We start from the raw sequence: 26,697 nt of genomic DNA on the forward strand, positions 1-26,697 counted from the left end.
CGTGCGACGATGCGCAGATGACCTCCCCGCAGGTACTTCGCGACCTGGTGCGCTGCTCCCGGCCGACCAGCATCGTCGACGTCGGCGCCAGCCCGATCGACGGAGATCCCCCGTACAGAGAAATGCTCCATTACGGCCTGTGCACGGTGACCGGCTTCGAGCCCTTGCAACGCCCGCTGACACAACTGCAGGAGCGCAAGGGGCCGCTGGAGCGCTACCTTCCGCTCGTGGTGGGCGATGGCCGTGAGCATCAGTTGAAGATCACCAAAGCCGAACGGATGACAAGCCTTCTCAGTCCGGACCTGAATCAGCTCCGCTTGTTCAACGCGTTACCGGACTGGGCTTCGGTGGTCGAGGAAGCCGACGTTCACACGCATCGCCTCGACGATCTCGACATCGACGACTTCGATCTGCTCAAGATCGACGTCCGGGGCGCGGAACTGATGGTGTTCCAACACGGCCGGCAGCGCCTACGTGAGGCGGTGGCAGTGCACACCGCGGCGTCGTTCGTCCCGCTGTATGTGGGTCAGCCGACTTTCGGTGAGGTGGATGCCGAGTTGCGCGCCCAGGGTTTTGTGCCGCACTCGATGCCGCAGGTGCAGCAATGGGCGATCGCGCCGACGGTGTTCGACGACGACGTCTGGACACCCGGCAATCAAGTGCTCGAGGCCGACATCGTCTACATCCGCGACATCGCACACCCGGAACGGATGACCAGCGAACAGCTTTCGCATCTGGCGATGATCGCGTTCCACATCTATGGCTCAGTCGACCTTGCCGTGTTCTGCCTCATCGAGTTGCAACAGCGCGGGCGCGCGGCGGAGGACGCAGTCACGCAGTTGATGCAACTCTTCGAATAGCGGCCTCAGTCCACCGAGCTGATCGTCGCGTGGCAGATCGGCAGTGCGATCGGCAGGGTATGTGCGACAGAGCCTTTCGGCGCGGTGACCACCAATGTCCCCTCGCGGGGGCAAGGATTTCCCGACCCGTTGATGTCCAGCGCAGAAGCCTGCACGGCGGAGGTCGCGACATCACCCGGGTTGAGGTGCAGCACATGCGCCGCATTGGCCGGCTCCGGCTCGACGTGAACCAGGACACCGCCTGCCGCGGTTACCAAATTCGCGTCGGGGTAGCCGACAAGCATGCACATGTTCGACGACGTGTTCTTGAACGACACGACGACGCGGCGCAGCGTGTTGGCCGATTCGATCGGCCCGTTGGTGACCGCGAGATCGCCGTCGGCGCAGCTGCCCGGCGTCACGGCGGCACTGCCCCCGCCGCCACCGTCGCCGTTGTTGGGCGGTCCACCGGCGTGGGCGCTCGCAGGCAAAACGAGTGTTGAGGTCGCAACGACGAGCGCGGCGGCCAATGTCCCTGACGGCTTCATGATTTCCCCAATTGCTCGTGGCATGCGGATGCCGTGTGACTATTCAATTTGGGACATTGCCCGACAGTTTAGGCGTCATCATGTGCTCGAATCAATAATGTCAGGGTTCCGCGGCGACTAGCTCGGTCCTCTAGCCTGGATTTATGCCATGGATTTCAGGAATGTCCCTGTCGCAGTGGCGGCGCGAAGTGCTCCGGACCAACTTCTGGCTGGTCCCGAGCATGGAAGTGCTCGCGGCGATCGCCTTGTTCTGCTTCACGCTCGAGATCGACCGCGCCGTTTACCATCACAAGCTCTGGCTGCCAGCGTGGGTGGAAGCCGGCAGCGCTGACACCGCGCGGGAGATTCTGTTGGCGGTCGCGGCAGCGATCATGACAGTGATCGGAATCAATTTCTCGGTGACCATCGTCACTTTGACGCTGGCGTCGACGCAATTCGGGCCTCGGATGCTGCGCAATTTCATCCGCGATCGTGGCACACAGTTGACGCTGGGGACTTTCGTCGCGACAGCGGTCTACTGCGTGTTTGTGCTATTGGCAATCGGTCCGGCAGACCAAGGCGTGTTCGTCCCGCATTTGTCGGTCTCGGTCGTGTTCCTGCTGGTGCTACTCGATCTGGCAGTACTCATCTATTTCCTGCACCACATCGCCATCCAGATCCAGCTTCCCTTTGTCATCGCCAGTATCGCGGGCGATTTGACCCGCTACCTCAGGGTGAAAAAGCCCGACATCCGGATGTCCACACCCGATGAACCAGAGGATCCCGAAGAAATCGCAGCGCTGGTCCACCAGATCGAGACATCCGGCGCAATGATCCGGACTCCGAAAGGTGGTTATTTGCAAGCGATCCGCTACGACTTGTTGGTTCGGAAGGCCTCGGCCGCCAACGCGGTCGTGAGCCTGCCCTACCGACCGGGAAATTTCTTGGTGGAGGACGGGGAACTGGCCGCGGTGTGGCCCCCGGAAGCGGTCGACTCGATAACCCGCTGCCTGAAACGCGCGCAAGTCACCGGTCCGGTCCGCACCCTCGCCCAAGATCCCGCCTTCGGCGTCGACCAACTCGTCGAGATAGCCATTCGGGCGCTCTCGCCCGCTGTCAACGACACGTACACGGCACTGACGTGCGTGGACTGGCTCGCCAACACGTTGTGCAAGTTAGGGCGGGTGTGGAGCCCGGCGCAGACCTACACCGACCAAGACGGCGCCATCCGGGTGATCTGTGAACAAGTCACCTTCGAAAATCTGGTGGGGCGGTCATTCGACAAAATCCGCCAGGCCAGCCGCGGCATGCCCGCGCTGCTGATGCGTCAACTCGAGGCGCTCAAGGCGATCATGGAGCAGACCACAGATCCCGAACATGCCCGGGTGCTGATGGATCAGGCGGCGATGATCCAGCGCGCCAACCTCGAATCGGTGCCCGAAGCATCCGACCGTGCCGACGTCGAAAGTCGTTACGACGCAGTGGCCGGCGTCTACGCGAGATTGAGCGACGATGCCGACAGCTTCGCAAAGGTCGACGCGAGTTACGACTCTCGCTGATGCGGGGGGCGAACTCGCGCGCTCAGTTCACGGCGCCGCGAGTCACCTGCGGTGCGGACGCGGCGCGATGCCGCGACAGCAGCCGCGCCGCCTGACCCGGCGCGCCGAGTTGAAGCATTGCGGCCAAAGCCGTTTCGAGGACCACCTCTTGTTGCACGCGGCTGCCGCCGATCGAGGCGAGCCCGCCCATCGATTCGAGCAGATAGTCCAGTGCGGCTCTGGGCTCGCCCGCCGTCAGCGCGATGAGGCCTTCGCCGATGAGACGCAGGGTCGCGGCTTGCGCATCGCTGGCACCCGGAACATGGATGGCCCGGATCGCGGCGGGATCGTTCGCCGCGGCCAGCACCAGCAGCGCATGGAAGGCGATGAACGGCGTCTGCGGGTTGAAGGCAAGGGAGCCAGCTTCATTGAGCACCAGCATCGGGTCGGGCGGCGTAACCCAATCCGGATGCAGGCGTGCCCGCCAGGCCAACGACCCCGCGTCGACAAGACACCGCACACCGTTGGAATGCGGGGGCGCAAGCGACGCGTTGTACCGGCGCGCCGCGGCGGCCGCGTCGCCCATCGCGAGTTCGTGTAGCGCGGCGTGCCATTGAAAGTGCGGTACGTAACGCTGCGTGCTGCCGTCGCTCGGAATCCAATCTTCCAGCCATTTCAGGCCCGCTCCGTGCGCGTCGGTCTCGTAGTGCACGTGGGTGAGCGCATGCGCGGCATTGCCGTTGCCCGGATCGAGTGCCAGCGCGGCATCCGCCAGGTCGGCCGCGTCATACCAGAGGCCCTGCTCGGTTCGACCGTAGGCGCGCAAGCCCAGATACCACGGCGCTTCGCCGTGCACGCCGGTGAAGCGCTCGACGTATTGCCAGGCATCGGGCAGCGCATCGCCGGCCCCCGCGAAGGCGATCGACGGTGCGAGCACCAGCAATGCGACCGCGTCGTCCGGGATGCGGTCGAGATGGTCGATGAGTGCGTCGGTTCCGGCCTCGTTGCCCTTCTCACACCAGGTCGCGATGGCCTCGACGTGGCTTCGGTCCTCGTCGCTGCCGTGTGCGAGTGCTTCACGCGCCCGGGCGAGATGTCCGGTGACGGCGTCGGGGCCGCCGGCCCGGTCGGGCCGTTCCGTCGCGATCATCGCCAACGCGACATGTGCACGGGCGTGGCCTGGATCTTCGGCGACCGCGGCGGCGAAGGCGGTCGAGGCGCCGTCCTGGACCGCGAGCAGGCGGCGCACACCTTCGGCGTATGACGCTGCGGCACCGGTCAATTCGGGCGCAGTTCTGATGAGGCTGGGCGCCCGCACCGGTTGATCGCGAGTGTCATCGGCGAGCAGCGTCGCGATAGCGGCGGCCTGGCTACGGATTTCGGGGATCGCGGTGGTCTCCCACTCCTCGCCCTGCCGGATCGAGCCGATACAGACGACGTTGGGGACCGTCTCGCCCGCGGCGTCGATGAGGAAGCCATCCGGGGTGAGTCGCACGCCCACGCCACACGGGTGCAGCGACGCGATGTCTGCGGCGAGCAGGTTCGCCCACAGCGCCGAGCGTTGCAGCGACCGCCGGTCCCACGCCGCGCCGGCGGCGACTACGACGGCGTCACCGCGGCGGCGCACCGATCCGTCAGTGGTGGTCACCACCAGCTCGACGCCCTTTCGGCGCAGCACTACGTCGGCGACCTCACCGGCCTCGATGATGAGCCGGCCGCTGTCGATCGCCGCGTAGATCGCATCAGCGATCGTCGGCGGCATCCGGTGCCGCAACACTTCCCACTCCCGCAGGTCCTCGCGCAGGAACCGGCGCTGGTCTTCCCACCCCAACGACTGCCACAACCGCGCGGTGCGGGGCCGCACCGCGTCGATCACCTGGCGCCAGTCGACGCCGGTTTCGGCTGCGTGCGCGAGGTCGGCGGCGAGCGCGGCGCGCAACTGCTCGAGTGACACCTCCTCGGCCAGCCCGTCCAGATTCGGCAACTCCGTCGGCGGACCGGTGGCACGGAATCGACGCGGCAGTGCACCGTGCCGCGAGAGCAGGGTGACGGTGGCACCGCGCACGGTGAGATGCAGCGCGACGTCGACGCCGGTGAGCCCGGATCCGATCACCAGAACGCTGGCGGGCCGACGCGCTCCGAGCGCATCCAGCGCGCCCGGCGCCCATGGGTCCAACACGATCCTGCCGTCGGCGCCTTCGGCCAGCGCCGGGGCGAAGGCGCGTTCCAACGAGTCGGGCATGCCGCCCTGCGGGCGTCCAGAGGCGATCACTACCGCGTCGGCCGACAGACAACGTCCGTCGTTGAGTGCCAGTCGCACCGGATCGCCCGGCGTCAGATCGACAACCTCGGCAGTCTCGATTCGCACGTCGGCACCGACGAGTTGATCTTGCAGGTACCGCCCGTAAGCGAGTCGCGGCGCGAAGCTTTCGGCCGGCGTGACAGCCCGTTGGTCGAGCCAGCGGGTGAAGTGATCGGGATCATCGGGCCAGGCCGACATCCGCGGAGCGGGAACGTTCAGCAGGTGCGTCGAGTCGTGGGTGCCGTAGGCCGCGCCGGTACCAGGGCGCCCCGAAGCGTCGATCAACGTGATCTGAGCGTCCGGTCTGCGGCGGCGCAGATGCACCGCGGCCAGTACACCTGCGGCTCCCCCGCCCACGATCGCGACGCGCATCATGGCGGAAGGGTATATCCACAGGTGCCGCCCGTCGCCCCGTTTGCGCGAACGTTATTTTTTGGCGGCTCGATTGGTTTCAGCGGGATCGGCGCAGCACGACGATCGCTTTGTCGATGGTCTTGAACGGCTTGAATGCCTCTGCCGGAACGCCGAAGACTGCCGCCAGCACCCGGGGTGGAAGCTTGCTGAGGGATTCGCCGATGCCGATGTTGTCGTTGGCTTCCGGCGCGCTGGTGTTCTGGATGATCACGATCTTCATGTCGTCCGGGCCACGGTTCTCGAAGTAGTGGAACGAGCCCTGAGGGGCGAACACGACGTCACCGGCGTGTTGGTCGAACCTCTCATGGTTGCCGTTTCCGTCGACGACGACCCACGCCGCCACTCCCTTGGTGACCAGGTTGATCTCCCACGCGCTGGGATGCCAGTGCGGCTCACGAATGCCGCCGGGCTGCAACGTGAGCAGGACGATGCTGGCCTCTTCGCCTTTGAGTATCGGGAAATTCTGCTCGTCCGCCTGCTGGAACCAGCCTCCGTCATACGTGGTGTGCGGTTGTTCGCCGAGATGGAATAGATGCGACTGCGAGGTGATCGTCTCATCGGGTAGGCGGGGATCGCCGAACCGTGCCGCATCATCGAACGCCGACTCTTCCTTGTCGGCTCGGAAGCCGGAGGGGCCGCCGGCGACCAGGCGGTCGACGCCTACACCGGTCGCGGCCGCGGCGCCGGCCAGGCCCGCACCGCCCAAGACCTTGCGACGATTGATCGACATCAGGCATTACCTCGAATCATGCTGCGCGGACAGTCATTCGATTCACTGCGACCGCAGAATGGTGACCGCGTTGTCGAGCTTTTTGAAGGAGCGGAACGTCTCCACGGGAACGCCGAACACGGCGGACAGCACTTCGGGCGGGAGCTGACTCACGGTCTCGCCGATACCGATGTTGTCCTTGTCTTCGGCTGCGCTGGCGTTCTGGACGATCAGCACATCCAAATCCTCCGCGCCGCGATTCTCGAAGTAATGCAGAGAGCCTTGAGGTGCGAAGACGAGGTCATCGACGTGGGCGTCGAAACTCTCGTGGTTGCCGTTGCCGTCGATGAGGACCCACGTTGCCACCCCCTTGGTGACCAGGTTGATCTCCCACGCGCTGGGATGCCAGTGCGGCTCGCGAATACCGCCCGGCTGCAACGTGATCAGCTGGATGCTGGCCTGTTGACCTTGAAGGATCGGAAAGTTGTCTTCGTGTGCCTGCTGCTGGGTGCCGCCGTCATAGGTGGTGGGCGGCAGCGCGGCGAGACGGAACAGATGCGATTTCGATGTGATGGTTTCTGCGGGCAAGCGGGGATCGCCGAAGCGGGCCGCGTCGTCAGTCATTGGCTCTTCCTCGCGGTGTGAGACCGGATTTCGGGATGTTACCGGGGCGGCCAAGATCGGTCTACAGACTCAGCGGCCCGGCCGCTACAGGCCGCCGAGGTCGTCGGGCACGTCGACCGCGTGCTCCCGCAGGGCGGCCAGCGGCACGACGTCGAGGGTGCGCTCGTGCGTGCTCGCCAATACCACCGGTGCGGCGAAGCCGTCCCGGTAGGCCAGCAGCCAGTTGCCCGCGGTGACGCACCACCGGTCGCCGGGCACCAGGCCGGGAAACCGGAACTGCGGCATCGGCGTTGACAGGTCGTTGCCGATCACCCGCTGGTGTTCCAGGAACTCGGCGGTCACCACCGCGCAAATTGTGTGCAGTCCCAGATCTTCCGGCCCGGTCGAACAGCAGCCGTCGCGGTAGAAGCCGGTCAGCGGCTCGCTACTGCACGGCTCCAGCGGCCCGCCCAGCACATTGCGCTCAGACATCGATCGCCCTCACTGTCTCCGCTACGCGCCGCAGTTGATCGACGTCGGAACTTGTTGGAATGAGCTGGATTTCGTCGGTGCCGATGGCTTCGAACTTGCGCAGCACCGCAACCAGGTCGTCCTCGCTACCGGCGAAGCCGGTGGTCGGCGCCATCGCGTCGACGTATTCGGCCGGTATCCAGTTCATGTAACGCCGCAGGTGCCGGTGGACCTGGCCGCGGGCCTCGTCGACCGGCCCGAGCGCGAACCAGAACGAGGTGGCCAGGTGGGGTTTCGGCTTGCCGGCCTGCGCCCAGGCGGCGCGCGCCACGTCGAACAATTCATTCTGGCTGCCGATGTCGAGGTCCAGGGTGATCCCCGCCAGGCCGTCGGCCCACGCCGCGGCGCCGCGAACGGTTTTGGGGCCGATCGTGCCGACCAGCAGTGGCGGCCCACCGGTCTGCACCGGCGGCGGCCCGACCGGCAGCACCGACTCGGTGATCTTCTCGCCGGCCCACACCCGCTTCATGACGGCGACCCGATCGGCCATGCCGCGAATCGTCTGCGTTGCCGGATCCGCGCCCACCGCCCGGTAATCCTCGACGCGGCCGCCGATTCCGAGGCCCACGGTCAGCCGTCCCCCACACAGCATGTCGCCCGTCGCCAGCGCCTTGGCCAGCATCGTCGGGTCGTGCAACTGCGGAACCATCACCGTCGTCACCAACCGGACCCGATCGGTCCACGCGGCCAGCGCGCCCATGAGCGTCAGCGTCTCCGGGTTGTCGAAGGCCATCCGCTCGCCCCAGCACAGCGACGAGAACGGGCCGTCGTCGATCGCGCGCGCCCACGACCGCAGCACGCCGGCATCCAGATCCGGCTCCATGACCGGCATGGTCATCGCTACCCGCACGACCGTGATTCTGGCACGCCCACCCCGCAGAGTGGTTGACTGGCAAGCACAATGCCGATCGCCTTCAACCACACCATCGTCGCCGCCCACGACAAGCGGGAGTCCGCCGAGTTCGTCAGCGAGTTGTTCGGGCTGGCCAACCCGGTGCCGTTCGGCCGCTTCCTAGCCGTCGCGCTCGAGCACGGCGCGACGCTGGACTACATGGATGTCGCCGACGGTGAGCAGATCCACCCGCAGCACTACGCGTTCCTCGTCTCCGAGGACGACTTCGACGCGATCTACGGCAAGATCGAGTCGCGCGGCCTGCAACATTGGGCCGACCCCGGCGGGCAACGGCCGGGTCAGATCAACACCAACGACGGCGGGCGCGGTGTCTACTTTCGCGACCCCGCCGGCCACTACCTGGAGATCCTCACCCGGCCCTACGGCTCGGGCGGCTAACCGGCACTGCGCCCGCGGCGATGGCTTTCCTGCGCGCGGTAGTCGTCGGCCAGCCGCCCGACATGCTCGGGCAGGGATCCGGCCGCGACATCGGCCACGCTGGTTCGTTCCAGCACCGAGCGCATGCTGGCCCGTAGCGCCCGCCAGACGTCCGTCAGCGCTGCGGTCGGGCCCGTGTAGGGCAGATCCCCCAGGCCGATGTCGCGCACACTCGCCAGCGGCCCGTCGATGCAGCGCAGCACGTCGGCAATGCTGATTTCAGTTGCGGGACGGGCTAACTCGTAGCCACCGTCGCGGCCGCGGTGGCTACGGACCAGCCGGGCGGTGCGTAGCTCGGACAAGATGTCGACCAGGAACTGCGGCGGGATGGCCTGGGCGGTGGCCAGGTCGTCGGTGGTGACCCGCGCACCCTCGCCGGCGGTGGCGAGCTGAATCATCGCCCGCACCGCGTACTCCGCCTTGGCAGACATCCGCATGGATGTGGAACCTCCCACTGGTGGCCAGACTAGCCGGTGACCGCGAGCACCGCGTCGGCGTATTCCGGGCGGCATACCACCAGGTCGGGCAGCAGCGGATCGGCCCGGTTGTACTCCAGCGGCGAGCCGTCGATACGCGAGGTGTGCAGACCGGCCGCGCGGGCGACTGCGACCGGCGCCGCCGAGTCCCACTCGTACTGCCCGCCGGCGTGCACGTACACGTCGGCCAGTCCCTGGATGACGGCGGCGACCTTCGCCCCGGCCGAACCCATCTCGACCAGCGTGCCGTCCAGCCGGTCGCGGACCTGCAACGCGATCGCCGGCGGACGGGTGCGCGACACGACGATGCGAGGCTTACCGGCGTGCGGGGGCGGCGGCGCGGGATCGGGGGTGGCCAGCGTGACGCCCTGAGCCGGAAGCGCCACCGCGCCGGCGACCAGCTGACCGGATTGCCACAGCGCGACGTGCACGGCCCAGTCCTCGCGACCGAGTTCGGAGAACTCCCGGGTGCCGTCCAGCGGATCGACGATCCACACCCGCTCGGCGCGCAGCCGCACCGGGTCGTCGACGCCCTCTTCGGAAAGCACCGCGTCGTCGGGACGTTCGCGGGCCAACTCTTCCATCAGATAATCGTGAGACCGCTTGTCTCCGGCGGCCTTTCGGTCGGCTTCTCCCGCATCGGCGAGCTCTTCGCGCACTTCGAGCAACAGCTTGCCCGCTTCGGTGGCCAGCCGGTGAGCCACCTCGTGATCACTCATGGCCTCGCCTCGATGAGGTCGATGACGAGCTGCGCCAGTTCGTCGAGACTGCGGTCTGGGGTGAGCCGCAAGTCCGGATTCTTCGGCCGCTGATAGGGGCTGTCAATACCAGTGAAGTGGGTGATTTCACCGGCACGCGCTTTGGCGTAGAGGCCCTTGGGATCTCGCTGCTCGCAGTCTTCGATCGGGGTGTCGCAGAACACCTCGACGAAGTCGAGTCCGGCGTCCACGTGTACCTTGCGGGCCAACGCGCGATGCTCTTCCAGCGGGCTGATCGCCGGCACCAGCACGGTGTGGCCGGAATCGGCGATCAGTGCGGAGACGTGCGCCAGCCGACGAAGGTTCTCGGCCCGGTCGGCCATGCTGAAGCCCAGGTCGGCGTTCAGGCCGTGGCGAAGGTTGTCGCCGTCGAGAACATAAGCCGGGACTCCTTTTTCGAGGAGTTTGCGCTCGACCAGCATCGCCACCGACGACTTGCCGGAGGCTGAGAGTCCGGTGAACCACACGGTGCGGCCGCGTGACATCCGGTCCTCGGCGGTCACCAGCGATTCGTGCTGCACCGTATTCGGGCTCGCGGTGGCAGTCGACGCCTCACGCAACACCATGCCAGCGGCCACGGTCCCGTTGGTATCGGCGTCGATCAGGATGAACGATCCGGTGCTGGCGTTGCGGGTGTACTCGTCGAGCAGCAGCGGCACCTGGGAACGCAGCGAGATACGGCCGAGTTCGTTGAGCTGCAAGGCCGTTGCGTCCTTGTCCCGACGCAGGGTGTTGACGTCCAGCCGGTAATCCAGTGCGGTGACCCGCACCCGGGTGGTCCGGGTGGTGTGTTTGATCAGGTAGTCACGCCCGGGCTCGAGTGCTGCGGCGTCGGCCATCCAGCACACCGTCGCGTCGAACTCCTGGGTGACCCTCGGCGCGTTGCCGGACCGCGCGATCATGTCGCCACGCGAGATGTCGATGTCGTCACTGAGGCTCACCGAGACCGCCATCGGTGGAAACGCTTCGTCCACTGGGCCACTGGGACCTTCGATGGCGGTGATCCGGCTGGGCTTGCCGGCCGGCAGCACGATCACCTCGTCACCGGGACGCATCACCCCGCTGGCCACAGTGCCGGCGTAGCTGCGATGGTCCTGATGTTCGCGGGTCTGCGGACGGATGACGTACTGCACCGGGAATCGGACATCGACCAGGTTGCGGTCGGCGGCGATGAAGACCTCTTCGAGATGCGACAGCAGGGCCGGTCCGTCGTACCACGGGGTGCGCTCGGACTTGGTGACCACGTTGTCGCCGTGCAGCGCCGACATCGGGATGGTGAGCACGTCTTGCACGTCGAGCCGGGTGGCGAAGGCGTAGAACTCGTCCCGGATCGCCTCGAAAACGTCTCTGTCCCAGTCGATCAGGTCCATCTTGTTGACGGCGAGCACGATGTGCTCGATGCCCAGCAGCGACGCCAGGAAGGTGTGCCGGCGGGACTGCTCGAGCAGGCCGTGACGGGCATCGACGAGAACGATGGCCAGTTGTGCGGTGGACGCACCGGTCACCATGTTGCGGGTGTACTGGATGTGGCCCGGGGTGTCGGCGATGATGAATTTGCGCTTGGGAGTGGCGAAGTAGCGGTAGGCGACGTCGATCGTGATGCCCTGCTCGCGCTCGGCTCTTAGCCCGTCGGTGACCAGTGACAGGTCGGTGTATTCGTGGCCGCGGTCCTTGGACGTCCGTTCGACCGAAGCCCACTGGTCGTCCATGACGGCCTTGGAGTCATACAGCAGCCGTCCGATCAACGTGGACTTGCCGTCGTCGACGGAGCCGGCAGTTGCGATGCGCAGCAACGTGGTTGACGTACTCATCAGAAGTACCCCTGCCGCTTGCGGTCTTCCATGCCGGCCTCGGAGATGCGGTCGTCGGCGCGGGTTGCCCCCCGTTCGGTCAGCCTGGACACCGCGGTTTCGGCGACCACCTCGGCGACGGTGGCCGCATTCGATTCCACACAGCCCGTACAGGTCACGTCGCCGACGGTGCGGAAACGCACCGTCGCCTCGAACACCTTCTCGTCGGCGCGTGGTTGCAGGTGGCGGTCGACCGCCAGCAGCATGCCGTCACGCTTGAATACCTTGCGGCGGTGAGCGTAATAGATGGACGGCAGCGGGATCTTCTCGGCGCCGATGTAAGACCAGATGTCGAATTCGGTCCAGTTGGACAGCGGGAACACCCGGATGTGCTCGCCCTTGTGGTGCCGGCCGTTGTAGATGTTCCACAGCTCGGGGCGCTGGGCCTTGGGGTCCCACTGGCCGAACTCGTCGCGGAAGCTGAACACCCGCTCCTTGGCGCGTGCCTTCTCCTCGTCGCGGCGCGCGCCGCCGAACGCGGCATCGAACTTGTTCTCCCGGATGGCGCGCAGCAGCGTCACCGTCTGGATCGGGTTGCGCGACGGGATGGTTTCCACGACGCGGCCCGCGTCGATGTCGTCCTGCACCTTGGCGACGATGAGCCGCACCCCGGTTTCGGCGACCAACGCGTCGCGGGTCGCGATGACCTCGTCGAAGTTGTGGCCGGTGTCGACGTGCATCACCGGGAACGGCAGCCGACCCGGCCGGAACGCCTTCAACGCCAGATACAGCATCACGATCGAGTCTTTGCCGCCGGAGAACAGCAGCACCGGCCGCTCGAACTCGGCAGCCACCTCGCGGATGATGTGGATCGCCTCGGCTTCCAGCGAGCGCAGATGGCTGAGCTCATATTGCCCGGCAACCGGGCCGTGATCGTGCGCCCCCGTCGCCGGACTGGCTGTCACCTCTGTCATCGACGCCCCCGATTCCCGGTAAAGTGGGTTGATTTGGTCAAATTTACAGGCATTACCCAGTATGAAACCAGCAGACCGCACAGCTGTCAACGAATTCGCTGAAATACCCGGTGACCAGGCCGGGACCGGGGGAAAACCCGGCTAGCCGGTGACCTCGGTGAGCTCGCCGGTGGCGACATCGAAGATGAACCCGCGCGCCGAGGTGTGCTTGACGACGAACGGGCTGTTCTTGATGCGATGCAACGACTGCCGGACATCCTCGGCGATATCGGGGAACGACTCGGCCGACCACGGCGGCTTCACCCCGGTCTCATCCTGGATCGCACGCTTGAAGTCGTCGTCGGTGAACGTCAGCATCCCGCAGTCGGTGTGGTGGATCAGGATGATCTCGGTGGTGCCCAGCAAGCGCTGGCTGATCGCCAGCGACCGGATCGCGTCGTCGGTGACCACGCCGCCGGCATTGCGGATGACGTGCGCCTCGCCTTCGTTGAGCCCAAGTGCGCGGTAGACGTCGAGCCTGGCGTCCATGCAGGCCAGGACGGCCACGTGCTTGCTGGGCGGCAGCGGCAGTGGACCCTGAAATGACTTCGCAAACTCGGCGTTGTTGGCCAGGTAGTCGTCGGTAACCGTCACGCCAATCTCCTTGTGTCGCAGTGTCGTTTGCTGCACAGTCCCGATCCCGGCGACTAGCCTAGCGAGCCGGCCGCCCGGTTTCACCGGTCCCGATCACCGAGATCGAAAGGCCGGGTCGGTTGCGAGGCAACCCTGTGCAGCGACGTCCCGGGCCGGATCTCCTACCCTGAGCGGATGCGAGACAGCCGGGGCCGACGGGCATGACCCGCTTCCTGCTGCGTCGCCTGCTGAATTACCTCGTGCTGTTGCTGCTGGCCTCGTTTCTCGCGTTCTGCCTGGCGTCGGTGACGTTTCACCCGCTGGACAGTTTCATCGAACGTCATCCTCAGCCGCCCGCCGAGGCAATCCACGCCAAAGCCGTCGAGCTCGGTTTGGACAAGCCGGTGCCGGTCCGCTACGCGCAATGGGCCGCGGGTGTGGTCCACGGCGACTTCGGAAGCACCGTGACGGGTCACCCGGTGGCCCAGGATCTGTGGCCGCGGGTCGGCGTGAGTTTTCGCCTGGTGGTCCTCGGCTCGCTGCTCGGCACGGTGACCGGGGTGGTCCTGGGAGCGTGGGGTGCGGTGCGGCAATACCGGCTGAGCGACCGGGTGATCACCGTCTTGTCGCTGGTCACCCTGAGCATTCCGTCGTTCGTGTTGGCCGGTCTGCTCATCCTGGCCGCGCTGCGGGTGAACATGCTCACCGGTGTGCGGGTCTTCTCCTACACCGGGGAGACGTCGCCGATTCCGCCGACAGGCGTCTGGGACGACCTGGTCGACCGCGCCCGGCACATCGTGTTGCCGACCCTCACGCTGGCCCTCGGCGCGGCCGCGAGCTTCAGCCGCTACCAGCGCAACGCGATGTTGGACGTGCTCGGCGAGGATTTCATCCGCACCGCGCGGGCCAAGGGTTTGACGCGCCGGCGGGCGTTGTTCAAGCACGGTCTGCGCACCGCGCTCATTCCGCTGGCGACGTTGTTCGCCTACGGGGTCAGCGGCCTGGTCGTCGGCGCGGTGTTCGTCGAGAAGATCTTCGGCTGGCACGGCATGGGCGAATGGGTGGTCGAAGGCATTTCGAGTCAGGACACCCATGTCGTCGCGACGATCACCTTGTTCACCGGCGCCGCGCTGCTGTTCGCCGGATTGCTGTCCGACATCATCTATGCGGCGCTGGACCCCAGAGTGCGGGTGTCATGACCGATTTCAGTTCGCGACGCAGCTTGGTGATCCGTCGCTTCCTGCGCAATCGGCCCGCGGTTGCGGCCCTGAGCGTGTTGGTGCTGTTGTTCGTCGGCTGCTACGGCTTGCCGCCGCTACTTCCCTACAACTACACCGCGCTCGATTACCACGCGCTCCTGCAGCCGCCGTCGCTGCAGCATTGGTTCGGCACCAATGCGCTCGGCCAGGATCTGCTGGCCCGCACGCTGCGCGGCATGCAGAAGTCCATGCTGATCGGCTTCTGTGTGGCGCTGATATCGACCAGCATCGCCGCCACAGTCGGTTCGGTCGCCGGTTATTTCGGGGGCTGGCGCGACCAGGCGCTGATGTGGCTGGTGGATCTGCTGCTGGTGGTTCCGGGTTTCCTGGTGATCGCGATCATCACCCCGCGGATCAAACAGTCCAGCAGCATGCTGTGGCTGATTGTGCTGCTGGCGGCGTTCGGCTGGATGGTCAGCTCGCGCATGGTCCGCGGTTTGACGATGGGTTTGAAAGAGCGCGAATTCGTCCGCGCGGCAAGGTTTATGGGTGTACCGAACCACCGGGTGATTTCACGTCACATTCTGCCGAACGTCGCCTCGATCCTCATCATCGACGCGACGCTCAACGTCGGCTTCGCCGTCCTGGCCGAAACCGGGTTGAGCTTCCTGGGATTCGGCATTCAGCCACCCGACGTCTCGCTGGGCACCTTGATCGCCAACGGCACCCCGTCGACGACGACGTTTCCCTGGGTGTTTCTCTTTCCGGCCGGAGCGTTGGTGCTGATCGTGTTGTGCGCCAACCTGACTGGTGACGGTTTGCGGGATGCGCTGGATCCGGGCAGCCGGTCACCGGGGCAGCGGCGGTGACGGCACTGCTCGAGGTGACCGATCTTGACGTCACCTTCGACACCGGTGGCGCGCGGGTCGCCGCCGTGCGCTCGACCAGTTTCCACCTCGACCCGGGCGAGGTGGTGGCCATCGTCGGCGAATCCGGTTCGGGCAAAACCACTGTCGCGATGGCCATCGTCGGGTTGCTGCCCGAGTACACCGATGTGTCCGGATCGGTGCGCCTGCACGGCGACGAGTTGCTCGGACTGTCCGACCCGGCGATGTCACGCATCCGCGGCAAGTCGATCGGCACGGTGTTTCAGGACCCGATGTCGGCGCTGACACCCGTCTACACCGTCGGCGACCAGATCGCCGAAGCCGTGAAAGTTCACAATCCCAAGGTCAGTCGGGCCGCTGCGGGTAAGCGAGCCGTCGAGCTGCTCAAGCTGGTCGGCATCGCGCAGCCGGACAGCCGGGCGCGGGCCTTCCCGCACGAGCTGTCCGGCGGCGAACGTCAACGGGTGGTGATCGCGATCGCGATCGCCAACGATCCCGACTTGCTGATCTGCGACGAGCCGACCACCGCGCTGGACGTGACCGTGCAGGCGCAGATCCTCGACGTGCTGCGAACGGCCCGCGACGTGACCGGCGCCGGCGTGCTGATCATCACCCACGACCTGGGCGTGGTGTCGGAGTTCGCCGACCGCGCGCTGGTCATGTACGCCGGGCGGCCGGTCGAGATCGCTACTGTCGCAGACCTTTACCGTGATCGCCGGATGCCCTACACCGTCGGCCTGTTGGGCTCGGTGCCCAGGCTGGAGTCGCCGCAGGGCACTCGGCTGGTCCCGATCCCGGGCGCCCCGCCGACGATGACGTCGGTGGCGCCGCATGCCTGCCAGTTCGCGCCACGCTGTCCGTTGGTGATCGACGACTGCCGGTCGGCGGAGCCGGAGCTCGTCGCGATCAGCGACGACCACTGGGCGGCGTGCATTCGGGCCGGCGACGTCGCGGGACGCAGCGCGGCGGAGATCTATCAGGTGTCGACAGAACCGGTTTCGGTCGACACCGTCGCCAGCGCAGCGTCGGTGGTGCTGCGCGTCACCGACCTGGCCAAGACGTTCCCGTTGACCAAGGGCGTGGTGCTGCGACGGCAGGTCGGTGAAGTCCGCGCCGTCGACGGCGTCAGTTTCATCCTCGAGCAGGGCCGCACACTTGGCATCGTTGGCGAGTCCGGGTCGGGCAAATCGACGACGTTGAGCCAGATTCTCGAACTTGCCGCCCCGCAGGCCGGGTCGATCGAGATTCTCGGCTCCGACGTCGCGGCCCTCGATGCGGCTGGGCGGCGCCGTTTGCGGACCGAGCTGCAGGTGGTGTTCCAGGATCCGGTGGCATCGCTGGACCCCCGCCTGCCGGTGTTCGACATCATCGCGGAACCGTTGATCACCAACGGTTTCGACCGACGCCGGTGCGAGCAGCGGGTCGCTGAGCTGCTGGAGATCGTCGGCCTGGAGAACGCGCACGCCAGCCGCTATCCCGCCGAGTTCTCCGGCGGGCAGAAGCAGCGGATCGGCATTGCCCGGGCGTTGGCGTTGCAGCCCAAGATCCTCGCGCTCGACGAGCCGGTCTCGGCGCTCGACGTGTCGATCCAAGCGGGCATCATCAACTTGCTGCTCGACCTGCAGCAGCAGTTCGGGCTGTCCTATGTCTTTGTGTCGCACGATCTTTCGGTGGTCAAGCATCTGGCCCATCGCGTCGCGGTGATGTATCGGGGGAAAATCGTCGAGCAGGGCGACGGCGAGCAGGTGTTCACCGACCCGCAGCACGAATACACCCGGCGGCTGCTGGCGGCCGTCCCGCGGGCACATCCGGAGGTGACCGGTGGCTAGCGTTCGCAGGCTCGCGCTGCTTGTCGTCGCGTGCGTGGTCGCGGCGGGATGTTCGGACGGCTACCGCGACGTCGTCGGCCGGCGGGCGGTGCAAGTCGGGACGACCAGCGACATCAACCCGCAGGACCCGGCGACCCTGCGCGACGGCGGCGATCTGCGGCTGGCGATCAGCGCGTTTCCGGCGAACTTCAACGAGCTCAACATCGACGGCAACACCGCCAACGTCGCGTCGATCGTCGCTCCGACGTTGCCCGGGGCATTCATCACGCAGGCGGACGGAACGCTGCGACTCAACACCGACTACTTCACAGCCGCGGAGCTGACCAGTTCCAGCCCGCAAGTCGTCACGTACACGATCAACCCGAAAGCGGTGTGGAGCGACGGCTCGCCGATCACCTGGGAAGACCTCAAGGCCGAGGTCGACGCGTGCAGCGGCCGCGACAAGCGCTATCTGATGGCCAGCAAGGCCGGGTTCCAGCGGGTCGCATCGGTCACCGAGGGCGTCGACGACCGCCAGGCGGTGGTCACGTTCGACCACCCGTACGCGGAGTGGCGCGGGATGTTCGCCGGCGGAATGCAGCCACGCAGCATGACCCGCGATCCGGAGGCGTTCAACAACGGTCAACTCAACGCGCCCGGACCGTCGGCCGGGCCGTTCCTGGTGTCGCGGGTCGAGCGCAGCGCGCAGCGGATCGTGCTGACCCGCAATCCCCGGTGGTGGGGACGCAAACCACGGCTGAACTCGATCACGTTCCTGGTGCTCGACTCGTCCGCGGTCATCCCCGCGCTGCAGAACAACGCGATCGATGCCGCCGGTGTGGGCACGCTCGACGACATGGTCACCGCCGACCGAACCCCGGGCGTGGTGATCCGCAGTGCGCCCGCACCGACCTGGTATCACTTCACCTTCAACGGCGCGCCCGGGTCGGTGCTGGCCGACGAGAAGCTGCGCCTGGCGATCTGTCGCGGCATCGACCGTCAGACGATCGTCAATGTCGTACAGCATGGCCTGACCGATCACCCGCTGCCGCTGGACAACCACATCTACGTGGTCGGCCAGGTCGGCTACCAAAACAACAGCGCGCCAGCCGCTTACAACCCCGAGCAGGCCGGCAAGGATCTGGATGCGCTGGGCTGGCGGCGGCTCGGGGCCTGGCGGGAGAAAGATGGCCGTCAGCTCGTTATCCGCGACGTGCTCTACGACTCACCGTCAGGTCGGCAGATCGCTCTGGTCGCACAGCAGAACCTGGCGGACATCGGTGTCAAGCTGGTGCTCGACGTCAAGGCGGGCAACGGATTCTTCAATCAGCACGTCAGCGTCGGCGACTTCGACGTCGTGCAATTCGGGTGGATGGGCAACGCATTTCCGCTGTCCGCGCTGCCGCAGATCTACGCCTCCGACGGCGACGGGAACTTCGGCAAGATTGGCAATCCCGCGATCGACGCCAAGATCGACCAGACGATGTCCGAATTGGACGAGGGCCGGGCGCGCGACCTGGCCAACCAGGTCGACACGATGTTGTGGCAAGAGGGTTTCAACCTGCCGCTGTTCCAGTCGCCCGGCGATATCGCGGTCCGCACCGATCTGGCCAACTTCGGCGCGCCCGGACTGGCCGACGTCGATTACACCGCGGTCGGGTTCATGCGCTGAGGTGGTCTGCGGTGACCGCGACGGTATTCTTGGTCCCGTGACCGCGACGGTCGACAGACTTCAGGTTGGTGCGCTTCCGCTGGCGCCGAAAAACCCGCTGCCCATTCGGCAGGTGCTGAAGGCAGCGCGGGAGTTGCACACCGGTCTGACCCTGCTGAGCGAGGCCGGCGGGCCGGTGACCCGGTTCGTCCCGCTGCCCAAGTTCCTTGCCCCGGCCCTGGTGCTGGTCAGCTCGCCCAGCGGGGTGCGCGACGTGTTGGGACGCGCGGACGGGCTCACCGAGCGATGCCTGATCCACCAGGAAGTGCGGAACGTGGCGGGCGACAACCTCTTTGTGCTGCTCAACAAAGAGTGGGCTCCGCGCCGCCGCGCACTGCAACCGGTGTTCACCCGACACAACGTCGACGGCTTCGGCGGGCACATGACGCAGGCGGCGCAAACGTTCGCCGATCACTGGCGCGAGGTAGGTGACATCGACCTCGACGCTGAGTGCCGCCGCCTCGCCATGCGGTCGCTCGGCCGCTCGATTCTCGGTGTCGACGTCAACGAATTCGGCGACGACATCGCGCAGAACATGCACGTGGCATCGACCTACGCGACCGACCGCGCATTACGGCCTGTCCGTGCGCCGCGGTGGCTCCCGACGCCGTCACGCCGCCGCGCCCGCGCCGCGGTTGCGACGATGCGCCGGGTCACCAGGGACATCCTGCAGGCGTGCCGTGCAGATCCGACCCGCGATGCACCGCTGGTGCACGCGTTGATCGCGGCCACCGACCCGGACACTGGCCGGACGCTGTCCGACGACGACATCTGCGGCGAGCTGCTGATCTTCATGCTGTCCGGCCACGACACGACGGCGACGATGCTGACCTACGCGTTGTGGCAACTCGGGCACCATCCCGACATGCAGGACCGAGTCGCCGCCGAGGTTGCCGAGATCGGCGACCGAGAACTGACGCCCCACGATGTGCCGCGGCTGGCATACACCGCCCAGGTGCTCAACGAGTCGTTGCGGCTGTGCCCGCCGGCCGCGGGGGTCGGCCGGTTGGCGCTGAGTGACATCGAGGTGGACGGCTACCGGGTGGAAGCGGGCACCATCGTCGCGGTCGCAATCAGTGCGCTGCACCGGGATCCGGCCTTGTGGGATCGGCCGCAGGTGTTCGACCCCGATCGGTTCAGCCCGGAGAACTCCGCGAACCGTGCCCGCTGGCAGTTCATCCCGTTCGCCGCCGGGCCACGTTCGTGCATAGGGGAACACTTCGCGATGCTGGTGTCGACCCTTGCGCTGGCCACCATCGTCCGGACTGTCCGGGTCGGTTCGACGGACAAGGACTTTCCGCTCGAATCGCCATGCACCACTGTCGCCAAGGGGCCGATCCCGGCCCGCGTCGACGCGCGACGCTAACCCTCAGGCGCACAGCTCGATTCGCCGCGCGTCCTTGACGCCGTCGTATCGGGCCGGCGTGCACGTCAATACGATGACCTGTCCGTGCTCCCCCAAGGTGTCGAACACCGCGGCCATCTTGACCAGTCGCTCGGGATCGGTGAAGCCGAGCGCGTCGTCGATCAGGATCGGGACGGCGTCCTCTTTGGCGACCAGTGCCGCTCCGGCCAGCCGCGCGAGGATGCCGAGTTGCTCCTTGGCCCCACCCGACAGCGACTCGTAGGGAACGGTGCGACCGTCGAGGGTGCGGTTGAGGATGCACAGGTCGGTGTCGATGTCGACCTCGAAACTTGGCCCGAAGACCGGCTTTCCGAGCCGCTCAAGTTCGGCGCGGAACGGCTCGACGTAGCGCAGCCGGGTGGCGTCGCGGTGACGCGTCATCACGTCGCGCAGTAGCTGCACCGCCCTGGCCCGCCGCCCGACCCGGTCGTGCTCGCCACGGGCGTGCTCGGCGTCGATCTCGGCCGCGTCGAGCTTGCCCTTGCGGCCTTCGGTGCCGAATACCGCTAGCTGCGCCGCGATCTCGTGCAACATGCGTTCCGCCTCATCGTGGCGCTGACGCAGGGCCGCGACCGCCTCGACGGCATCAGTCAGCTCTGCCGCGACGATCTCGGGCGCCTTGGCAGCCAACTCTTCAGACAGTTCCGCGACGCGGCCAGCAGCGGCCCGCGCCGCCGTTGCGTCGGCCTCCACCGCCGCGGTCAGTTGCTCGTCGGAGACCGCCGCCCGTTGTTCGGCCAGCCGGCCGGCGACGGTGACCAACTCGGCGCGCTGGGTGACCAGCTTGTCGTCTGCCCGCGTTACCTGCGCGGTGATCTCGTTGAGTTTGTTCATCGCCAGCGCCGCAACCTTGCGGTGGGTATCGCAGTCGACTTCGGCCTGGGCGCGGGCCGCGACTGCCTCGAGCAGTTCGGCACGCGCGGCGCCGGCGTCGATATCGTCGGAAACAGCTGGCAAAGCTTGCAATTCAGCGAGCCGGGAGCGCAGCTTGTCGATGTCGTCGTCGCCGGACAGTCCGGCCAACGTCGCGGTGAGCTGAGCGCGGGTGCTCTGCAGTTCGCGGCGCCGACGGTCGGCCTGTCGTGCCGATTCCAGATCCACGGCCTGTGCCGCCGCCAGCGCTGCGGTCAACTTCTCTTGCGCCGCAGCGTGTTTCTCTTGAACCTCGAGCGCCGACGCGCCCGGCGTGACGCGGGCAGTCACGACGCCGGCAATCTCGATGTCGGTCTCGGCATTCGCGACGGTCGACCAGCTGTCGCCGGCCGGCAACGTCACCCGCTGGCTGCCGACGACCAGTTCGATGTCGGCGGCGGCAACGAATTCGACTGTCGCCGAGACCAATGCGAGCTGGCCTTCGGTCCGGTCGACCGCGGCGGCGTGCTGCTCGATCTGGCGCAGCAGGTCGTCGGTCACGGTGATCATCGACAGCTCTTTCGCCACCTCGTCGCGTCCACTCAGCGCGGCATCGATTTTCGCGAGCCTAGTGGTCAGGCGTTGCGTCTCGTCGCGGCGGGCCAGATCGTCGACCTGACCGCGTGCGGTCTCGGCGCGCCGCTGGGCGGCGACCAGACTCTGGTCGGCCCGCTCGACGGCAGCGTCGGCCTCGACAGTCACCTCGCGCGCGACCGCCTGGGCCTCGGTTGCCTCGCGGGCTTCCTCCTCCAGGGCGACGACCGCGGCTGTGCGCGAATCACTTTCGCTGCGCAGCCGGGTCCGCTCGGTGTGCGCGGCCGTTGACGCGGCGCTGGTTGCGGTCGCGGCCGCGGCAATCAGCTCGGCCTCCCGGACCTGTTCGGTGAGCCGGGCGATGGCGTCGGCGGCCGCCCGCGCCGCGGTCTGTCGGGTAGCGGCAGCACCTTGCTGTCCGGTGATCTCGGCCAGCTCGACGGTCAGCGCGGCGTGCCGTTGCACCCGGTCGTCGACCTCGGCGACAGCGGCGGCGCACCGTTCGACTTCCTGATTGGCCGCTTCCAGCGCCTTGATCGCGACCGCCCACTCGCCGGTGGGGCGGCCGGTCGGGGTGAAATACCGGGCGAACTCGGCGTCGATCCGCTCAATCAGTAGTGGCTCGGTTCCAGACAGCGCGGCCGCATCGCCTGCTGCGACGTCGAGCGCCCGGGTGAGCGCGTCGCAACCCGAGAGGTTCACCGCATCCGTCGACGCCGACTGCAAAACCCGTTGGGCATGCCACAATTCGGTGTCCACGGTCTCGGCCAGCATGGCTTGCACACGGTCGTGCGCCTCGTCGCCACTGTGTTGTTCGCGCCGCGGTTCGAGCACCGTCAGCTGCGTCTCCGGCTTTTTGTGGAAGCGCTTGCGATAGATGAAACGGTAAGCGCCCGCACTGATCTCGGCGGTGATCTCCGATCCGACGTCGGCGTGCGTGGGCTTGACCTGTTTGACCTCTTTCTTGGTCGAACGGTCCTTGGATTCCAGCAGCAGATCAAGCGCCTCGACCATCGACGACTTGCCGACCTCGTTGGCGCCGGACACGACGACCACCCCGTGATCGGGAAAGTCGATCTCGCGGTAGTCGATTCCGCGATAGTTCTTCAAGACCAACCGATGCAGTTTCATGCCGCACCCCGCCCCTGCTCGCCGTGATCGCTCAGCCGCAACAACAGCGCGAGCGCCGCCTGCGCGTCGCCGGCCGTCTCGTCGTCGCCGGCGCGGGCGACCGTCACCAACTCCTCAACCGCTGCGGCGGCGAACCCGCCGATACCCAGGTCGCTGAATTCACCGTCGGCGGGAATCACCGCCAGATCGCTGTGACTTTCCCACACCCGCAGCGATGCGAACAGTCGCGAATACTTGTCCAGGCACGCGTCCAGCGCGGCGCGGTCAGTGACAGTCAGCGAACCAATCAGCGCCAGCCGCAACACAGTTCGGTCCTTGTCGGGCATCAGGTCGAGGTTCATGTCCAGGTCAGCGATGTCACGGCTGTTGTTCACATCCCGGTTCAACGTGCCGAATCGCCAGCGCCCGACGTGGGGAGCATCGACGGTCACCGGATGCTGCGGGTCCGCCTCGTCGATGTCGACGATCAGCACGTGACCGGGATCGGCTTCGACGTCGTCGTAGTTGGTGACCTCCGGCGAACCCGAATACCAGACGCGGCCGGTGCCACCGACTTCGGTCAACGAATGCTTGTCGCCGAGCGCCACGTAATGGATTGCGCCGCGGGCCAGTGCATTCTCCACACCGGCCAGCCGGATCAGTGACCGCTTGGCCGGATCGGGGTCGAGCGCGTCGACACCGCCGTGCGCAACCAGCACCCTGACGACGCCGTCGGCCGGCAGCCCGTCGAGCACGTCGGCGACCAGATCGGTGGTCGGCGCCTTGGACCGCCACGGCGCGGCGACGATCTGCAGGCCTGGCCGGACCTCGTGAACGCCGGGCCGATCGAGCACCCGAACGTTGGCCGGACATTCGGTCTTGAACAGCGCGCTGGTGTACACCGACGCGGCGTTCAGCGGATCGTGGTTACCGGGCAGCAGGTAGACGGGAATCCCGATGGCGCGCATGGCTTCCAGTGACTGGCTGACGATCGTCGGCGCCAACTGGTTATCTTCGAACACGTCCCCGGAGACCACCACGAACTCAGCGCCGGCACCGGCTGCAAGCGGACCGAGCCCGGCCACCGCGTCACGCCGGGCGGCCGAATAACGCGGTTGCGCATCGCCCGCGAGGAAGTGACGGGTCATGCCGAGCTGCCAGTCGGCGGTGTGCACGAATCGCATTGCGGTCCCGTCCCTTCTGCGTGATGTCCGGCCTTGGGCGAGGAGGCCACCGCGAAGTGTAGAACCGTTCACCGACAAGTCCGTGGACCTCGACCGGCAGGTCCGGCGGACAACAAAAGCACCGAACCTCATCGCTACCCAGGCGCCACATCAGCCACACAAGCCTCGGAGTGCGCCGGGTAACGTCAACCGGGTGAGCGACCACATCCGCACACTCGTCCTGTTGCGGCACGCCAAGTCGGCTTATCCGGCGGGCGTGGCCGACCACGATCGGCCGCTGGCACCCCGTGGAAAGCGCGAAGCCGCCCTGGCCGGCGACTGGTTGCGGACCAGCCTGCCGAAGATCGACGCGGTGCTCTGCTCGACGGCGACCCGCGCACGCGAAACCTTGGCGCACACCGGCATCGACGCACCCGTGCGCTACGTCGACCGGCTCTACGACGCGACCCCGGGCACGGTGATCGACGAGATCAACGGCGTCGGCGACGATGCCACCGTCTTGCTGCTCGTCGCGCACGAGCCCACGATGACTCAGCTGGCGCTGGGACTGACCCGCACCGACACCACCAACACCGATGCCGCCGAACGCATCTCGTCGAAGTTCCCGACGTCGGCGATGGCGGTGTTGCGCTTCACCCGCAGCTGGAAAGACGTCGAACTCGGTTCAGCCGAGCTCGACGCCTTTCACGTGCCGCGTTGAGCTACTTGCAGATCTCGACGATCTTCTTGATCTTCTCGTCGAGGTTTTGCCGCAGTTCGTCCTGGACGAAGTCCTGCGCACCGGCGAGGTAGCCGATGCTCAGTTCCTCGAGCTGCGTTCCGAGAGCGTTGGCGTTATCCGCCAGGTCTTTCGGGGTCGCGGGCTCAGAGGCCACCCGGTCACGCAGGAAGGCGCCGCCGTCGTAGAACGCGAAACGCTGCGCCGTCGCCACCGAGAGCGCGCCGATCGGCCCGCCGTTGTCGGGGTTCTTCAGGTGAGAGTTCCTGACCACGGCGCGGTCGACGATCTTGAAGGTTTCGCAGATGTGCTTTTTCGCATCTTTGACCTGCTGCTCGGAATAGTTCCCCGGTGTTCCGGCGGTCTTGTGCGGGTAGAACCATCCGACCGCGGCGCCGGCGATGGCCAGCACGGCAAGCACCAAGGCCGCCAACGGAATTAGCCCCGACGCCTTCGAAGGCTGGGCGACGCGGGCAGGTGCGGCATGAGACGCCGGCGCGGGCGTGGTCGCAGGGGCGGCTTCGGTTGTTTCCGTCGCTGCGGAGGAAGGCTCGTGTTCAGGCGTTTCAGACATCGTGCGATCGTAGCGAACGCGTCTGGCAGCTGGTGAGCCTTTGTGTGTTCAGAATATTTAACTGTCTCAATCGCTTTGGCGAACCGCCCCGGAATCCACCTTCGACCTGCATAGACACCTCGGGAATCAGGAGTTGGTGGAGAGCGTCAACTCCATGAGTTTGAGCGCCTGCGCGCAGGCGTCGATACCGGGCACTTGCGGGTTCACCCACCATCCGACCACGCCCGCGGCGTCGCTGGCGACGCCACAGGAGCCGTTGGGATCGTTCGGCCGCATCACGATGGATGGCACACCGGCGATCGCCCGTTGCTCGATCTGGTACTTCAGGAATTCGGCGACCTTGCGTTCGTTGGCCAGGCTGCCCTGCTCGAACCAGAAGCGGGTGATGTCGATCAGGCCGCCGGGATTAGCCGCCTGCCAGCGGCAGATCGCCCCGACGAACGTGCTCTGAATGTCCTGCGGGTCGGCGCCCACCGTCTTGGCCAACACATCGGTGGTCAGGACTTCACACTCTTTTTGCAGATTCGGGTACTGCTGCTCGGAGGAGTTGTTGCGCGGCACGTTGTCACCGGCGCCCGCTTTCACCGCGGTGCCGTCCACCGACCTCGTGCAGCCGGTCGACGCCGACAGCGCGGTGGCCAGCACCGCGACACCCACCAGGACCCGACGGCGCACGCTCATTTCGAGTTCGCAATCGTTTGACGCGCCAGCTCTTTGGCGACGTTGCAGGCATCAGGGAACGGCTTCTGACTGAAGTTCACCGACCACTCGATGAAGTCGTCGGAGAACTGGATGCCCACCTCGCACAGCGAGTCTCCGAGCTGCGGATCGTTGCCGACCGCAATGAAACCGCCGTGGCCGTTGATGTTGACGTCCTCCACGCTGGAGCGGGACAGCTCTTCGGTCTTGCGTTCCCGGCCGATCGGGCTGCCGCGGTACCAGGAGAACGAGAAGTGCGGGCCGAGGATCCCGCCGCCGGCCAGCCACTGGCAGCCCACGGAATTCTTGGCGGTGTTGACCAGCCCGTTTATCTGAGTCAGCTTGGTCACCGTCTCGTCGTTGATGCCGCCGCACTGCGGGAACATCGGACCGTGATTGCCCTGCCCCGACGCCGGCGCCGTCGACCCGGATGACTGGGATTGATTGGAGCCGGAATCAGAGCACGCGGCCGCAATCGGAATCAAAGTCGCTGCCGCGCACGCCAGCGCCGCCACGTTCCGCCGCACCGCTACCCGCACCTTCTGGTGATCAC

The 26,697-nt window shown here is 66.6% G+C and carries 24 protein-coding genes and 1 pseudogene; 9 read left to right on the forward strand and 16 right to left on the reverse strand.

Annotation, left to right across the window (positions count from 1 at the left end; translation table 11 throughout):
• Positions 1-17 precede the first annotated feature (17 nt).
• Entirely contained in the window at positions 18-860 is an 843-nt protein-coding gene (locus G6N27_RS08820) for an FkbM family methyltransferase (RefSeq protein WP_163775997.1), read from the forward strand.
• A 5-nt stretch (positions 861-865) separates the two neighbouring features.
• On the opposite strand, the gene G6N27_RS08825 is transcribed toward G6N27_RS08820, so the two are convergent.
• Positions 866-1,387: a DUF4232 domain-containing protein gene (locus G6N27_RS08825; protein WP_163775998.1), complete on the reverse strand. Its 522-nt coding sequence runs from the start codon at positions 1,385-1,387 to the stop codon at positions 866-868.
• Positions 1,388-1,530: 143 nt separating this feature from the next.
• Between G6N27_RS08825 and G6N27_RS08830 the strand changes: the two genes are divergently transcribed.
• A complete protein-coding gene (locus G6N27_RS08830; protein ID WP_163775999.1) occupies positions 1,531-2,925 on the forward strand; it encodes a DUF2254 domain-containing protein in 1,395 nt (464 codons plus the stop codon).
• 22 nt (positions 2,926-2,947) lie between these two features.
• On the opposite strand, the gene G6N27_RS08835 is transcribed toward G6N27_RS08830, so the two are convergent.
• The 5 genes and pseudogenes from G6N27_RS08835 to G6N27_RS08855 all read right to left on the reverse strand — a co-directional run bounded on the left by G6N27_RS08835 (position 2,948) and on the right by G6N27_RS08855 (position 8,301).
• Positions 2,948-5,581: an FAD/NAD(P)-binding protein gene (locus tag G6N27_RS08835; protein WP_163776000.1), complete on the reverse strand. Its 2,634-nt coding sequence runs from the start codon at positions 5,579-5,581 to the stop codon at positions 2,948-2,950.
• A gap of 76 nt (positions 5,582-5,657) precedes the next feature.
• Positions 5,658-6,353 carry a cupin domain-containing protein gene (locus G6N27_RS08840; protein ID WP_163781532.1) on the reverse strand — a complete coding sequence of 232 codons (696 nt, stop codon included), beginning with the start codon at positions 6,351-6,353 and terminating at the stop codon, positions 5,658-5,660.
• A gap of 39 nt (positions 6,354-6,392) precedes the next feature.
• Positions 6,393-6,980: pseudogene (locus tag G6N27_RS08845) on the reverse strand (cupin domain-containing protein); the annotation flags it as partial.
• 57 nt (positions 6,981-7,037) lie between these two features.
• On the reverse strand, positions 7,038-7,424 hold the full coding sequence (locus G6N27_RS08850; protein ID WP_163776002.1) for a DUF2237 family protein: 387 nt from the start codon (positions 7,422-7,424) through the stop codon (positions 7,038-7,040).
• Entirely contained in the window at positions 7,417-8,301 is an 885-nt protein-coding gene (locus G6N27_RS08855; protein WP_163781535.1) for an LLM class flavin-dependent oxidoreductase, read from the reverse strand. Before G6N27_RS08855 ends, G6N27_RS08850 begins: the two co-directional genes overlap by 8 nt.
• 63 nt (positions 8,302-8,364) lie before the next feature.
• On the opposite strand from G6N27_RS08855, the gene G6N27_RS08860 reads away from it, so the two are divergent.
• Positions 8,365-8,754, forward strand: a complete 390-nt coding sequence (locus G6N27_RS08860; protein ID WP_163776003.1) for a VOC family protein — start codon at positions 8,365-8,367, stop codon at positions 8,752-8,754.
• Here G6N27_RS08860 and G6N27_RS08865 read toward each other — a convergent pair.
• The 5 genes from G6N27_RS08865 to G6N27_RS08885 form a co-directional block, all read right to left on the reverse strand.
• Positions 8,751-9,230, reverse strand: a complete 480-nt coding sequence (locus G6N27_RS08865; protein ID WP_163776004.1) for an Rrf2 family transcriptional regulator — start codon at positions 9,228-9,230, stop codon at positions 8,751-8,753. The two genes, G6N27_RS08860 and G6N27_RS08865, sit on opposite strands and share 4 nt — an antisense overlap.
• 29 nt (positions 9,231-9,259) lie before the next feature.
• Positions 9,260-9,988, reverse strand: coding sequence for a 3'(2'),5'-bisphosphate nucleotidase CysQ (locus tag G6N27_RS08870; RefSeq protein ID WP_163776005.1), 729 nt, complete (start codon positions 9,986-9,988; stop codon positions 9,260-9,262).
• Positions 9,985-11,838 (reverse strand): adenylyl-sulfate kinase, encoded by a 1,854-nt coding sequence (cysC, locus tag G6N27_RS08875; RefSeq protein ID WP_163776006.1) that lies wholly within the window; start codon positions 11,836-11,838, stop codon positions 9,985-9,987. The genes G6N27_RS08870 and cysC overlap by 4 nt, the downstream gene beginning before the upstream one ends.
• On the reverse strand, positions 11,838-12,791 hold the full coding sequence (cysD, locus tag G6N27_RS08880; RefSeq protein WP_163776007.1) for a sulfate adenylyltransferase subunit CysD: 954 nt from the start codon (positions 12,789-12,791) through the stop codon (positions 11,838-11,840). The genes cysC and cysD overlap by 1 nt, the downstream gene beginning before the upstream one ends.
• Positions 12,792-12,932: 141 nt before the next feature.
• Positions 12,933-13,424, reverse strand: coding sequence for a beta-class carbonic anhydrase (locus tag G6N27_RS08885; protein ID WP_163776008.1), 492 nt, complete (start codon positions 13,422-13,424; stop codon positions 12,933-12,935).
• Positions 13,425-13,624: 200 nt separating this feature from the next.
• Here G6N27_RS08885 and G6N27_RS08890 point away from each other — a divergent pair, with 200 nt between their 5' ends.
• The 5 genes from G6N27_RS08890 to G6N27_RS08910 are packed head-to-tail and all read left to right on the forward strand — an operon-like array spanning position 13,625 to position 20,374.
• Positions 13,625-14,602: an ABC transporter permease gene (locus G6N27_RS08890; protein WP_163776009.1), complete on the forward strand. Its 978-nt coding sequence runs from the start codon at positions 13,625-13,627 to the stop codon at positions 14,600-14,602.
• Complete coding sequence (locus G6N27_RS08895; RefSeq protein WP_163776010.1) at positions 14,599-15,471, forward strand: ABC transporter permease; 873 nt, start codon at positions 14,599-14,601, stop codon at positions 15,469-15,471. The genes G6N27_RS08890 and G6N27_RS08895 overlap by 4 nt, the downstream gene beginning before the upstream one ends.
• Complete coding sequence (locus G6N27_RS08900) at positions 15,468-17,318, forward strand: dipeptide ABC transporter ATP-binding protein (RefSeq protein WP_163776011.1); 1,851 nt, start codon at positions 15,468-15,470, stop codon at positions 17,316-17,318. The genes G6N27_RS08895 and G6N27_RS08900 overlap by 4 nt, the downstream gene beginning before the upstream one ends.
• A complete protein-coding gene (locus G6N27_RS08905) occupies positions 17,311-18,969 on the forward strand; it encodes an ABC transporter family substrate-binding protein (protein ID WP_163776012.1) in 1,659 nt (552 codons plus the stop codon). The genes G6N27_RS08900 and G6N27_RS08905 overlap by 8 nt, the downstream gene beginning before the upstream one ends.
• Before the next feature lie 37 nt (positions 18,970-19,006).
• On the forward strand, positions 19,007-20,374 hold the full coding sequence (locus tag G6N27_RS08910; protein ID WP_163776013.1) for a cytochrome P450: 1,368 nt from the start codon (positions 19,007-19,009) through the stop codon (positions 20,372-20,374).
• A 3-nt stretch (positions 20,375-20,377) separates the two neighbouring features.
• On the opposite strand, the gene G6N27_RS08915 is transcribed toward G6N27_RS08910, so the two are convergent.
• Both G6N27_RS08915 and G6N27_RS08920 read right to left on the reverse strand, forming a co-directional pair.
• On the reverse strand, positions 20,378-22,990 hold the full coding sequence (locus G6N27_RS08915) for an AAA family ATPase (protein ID WP_163776014.1): 2,613 nt from the start codon (positions 22,988-22,990) through the stop codon (positions 20,378-20,380).
• Positions 22,987-24,153 carry a metallophosphoesterase family protein gene (locus G6N27_RS08920; RefSeq protein ID WP_163776015.1) on the reverse strand — a complete coding sequence of 389 codons (1,167 nt, stop codon included), beginning with the start codon at positions 24,151-24,153 and terminating at the stop codon, positions 22,987-22,989. Before G6N27_RS08920 ends, G6N27_RS08915 begins: the two co-directional genes overlap by 4 nt.
• 193 nt (positions 24,154-24,346) lie before the next feature.
• Between G6N27_RS08920 and G6N27_RS08925 the strand changes: the two genes are divergently transcribed.
• Positions 24,347-24,853: a SixA phosphatase family protein gene (locus tag G6N27_RS08925; RefSeq protein WP_179963361.1), complete on the forward strand. Its 507-nt coding sequence runs from the start codon at positions 24,347-24,349 to the stop codon at positions 24,851-24,853.
• A gap of 1 nt (position 24,854) precedes the next feature.
• Here the strand turns inward: G6N27_RS08925 and G6N27_RS08930 are convergent, their stop codons facing one another.
• The 3 genes from G6N27_RS08930 to G6N27_RS08940 all read right to left on the reverse strand — a co-directional run bounded on the left by G6N27_RS08930 (position 24,855) and on the right by G6N27_RS08940 (position 26,671).
• A complete protein-coding gene (locus G6N27_RS08930; protein WP_163776017.1) occupies positions 24,855-25,445 on the reverse strand; it encodes a hypothetical protein in 591 nt (196 codons plus the stop codon).
• 126 nt (positions 25,446-25,571) lie between these two features.
• Positions 25,572-26,126, reverse strand: a complete 555-nt coding sequence (locus G6N27_RS08935; protein ID WP_163776018.1) for a DUF3558 domain-containing protein — start codon at positions 26,124-26,126, stop codon at positions 25,572-25,574.
• Positions 26,123-26,671, reverse strand: coding sequence for a DUF3558 domain-containing protein (locus G6N27_RS08940; protein WP_232064918.1), 549 nt, complete (start codon positions 26,669-26,671; stop codon positions 26,123-26,125). Before G6N27_RS08940 ends, G6N27_RS08935 begins: the two co-directional genes overlap by 4 nt.
• Positions 26,672-26,697 lie beyond the last annotated feature (26 nt).

This window comes from Mycobacterium cookii (assembly GCF_010727945.1).
Lineage (GTDB): Bacteria > Actinomycetota > Actinomycetes > Mycobacteriales > Mycobacteriaceae > Mycobacterium > Mycobacterium cookii.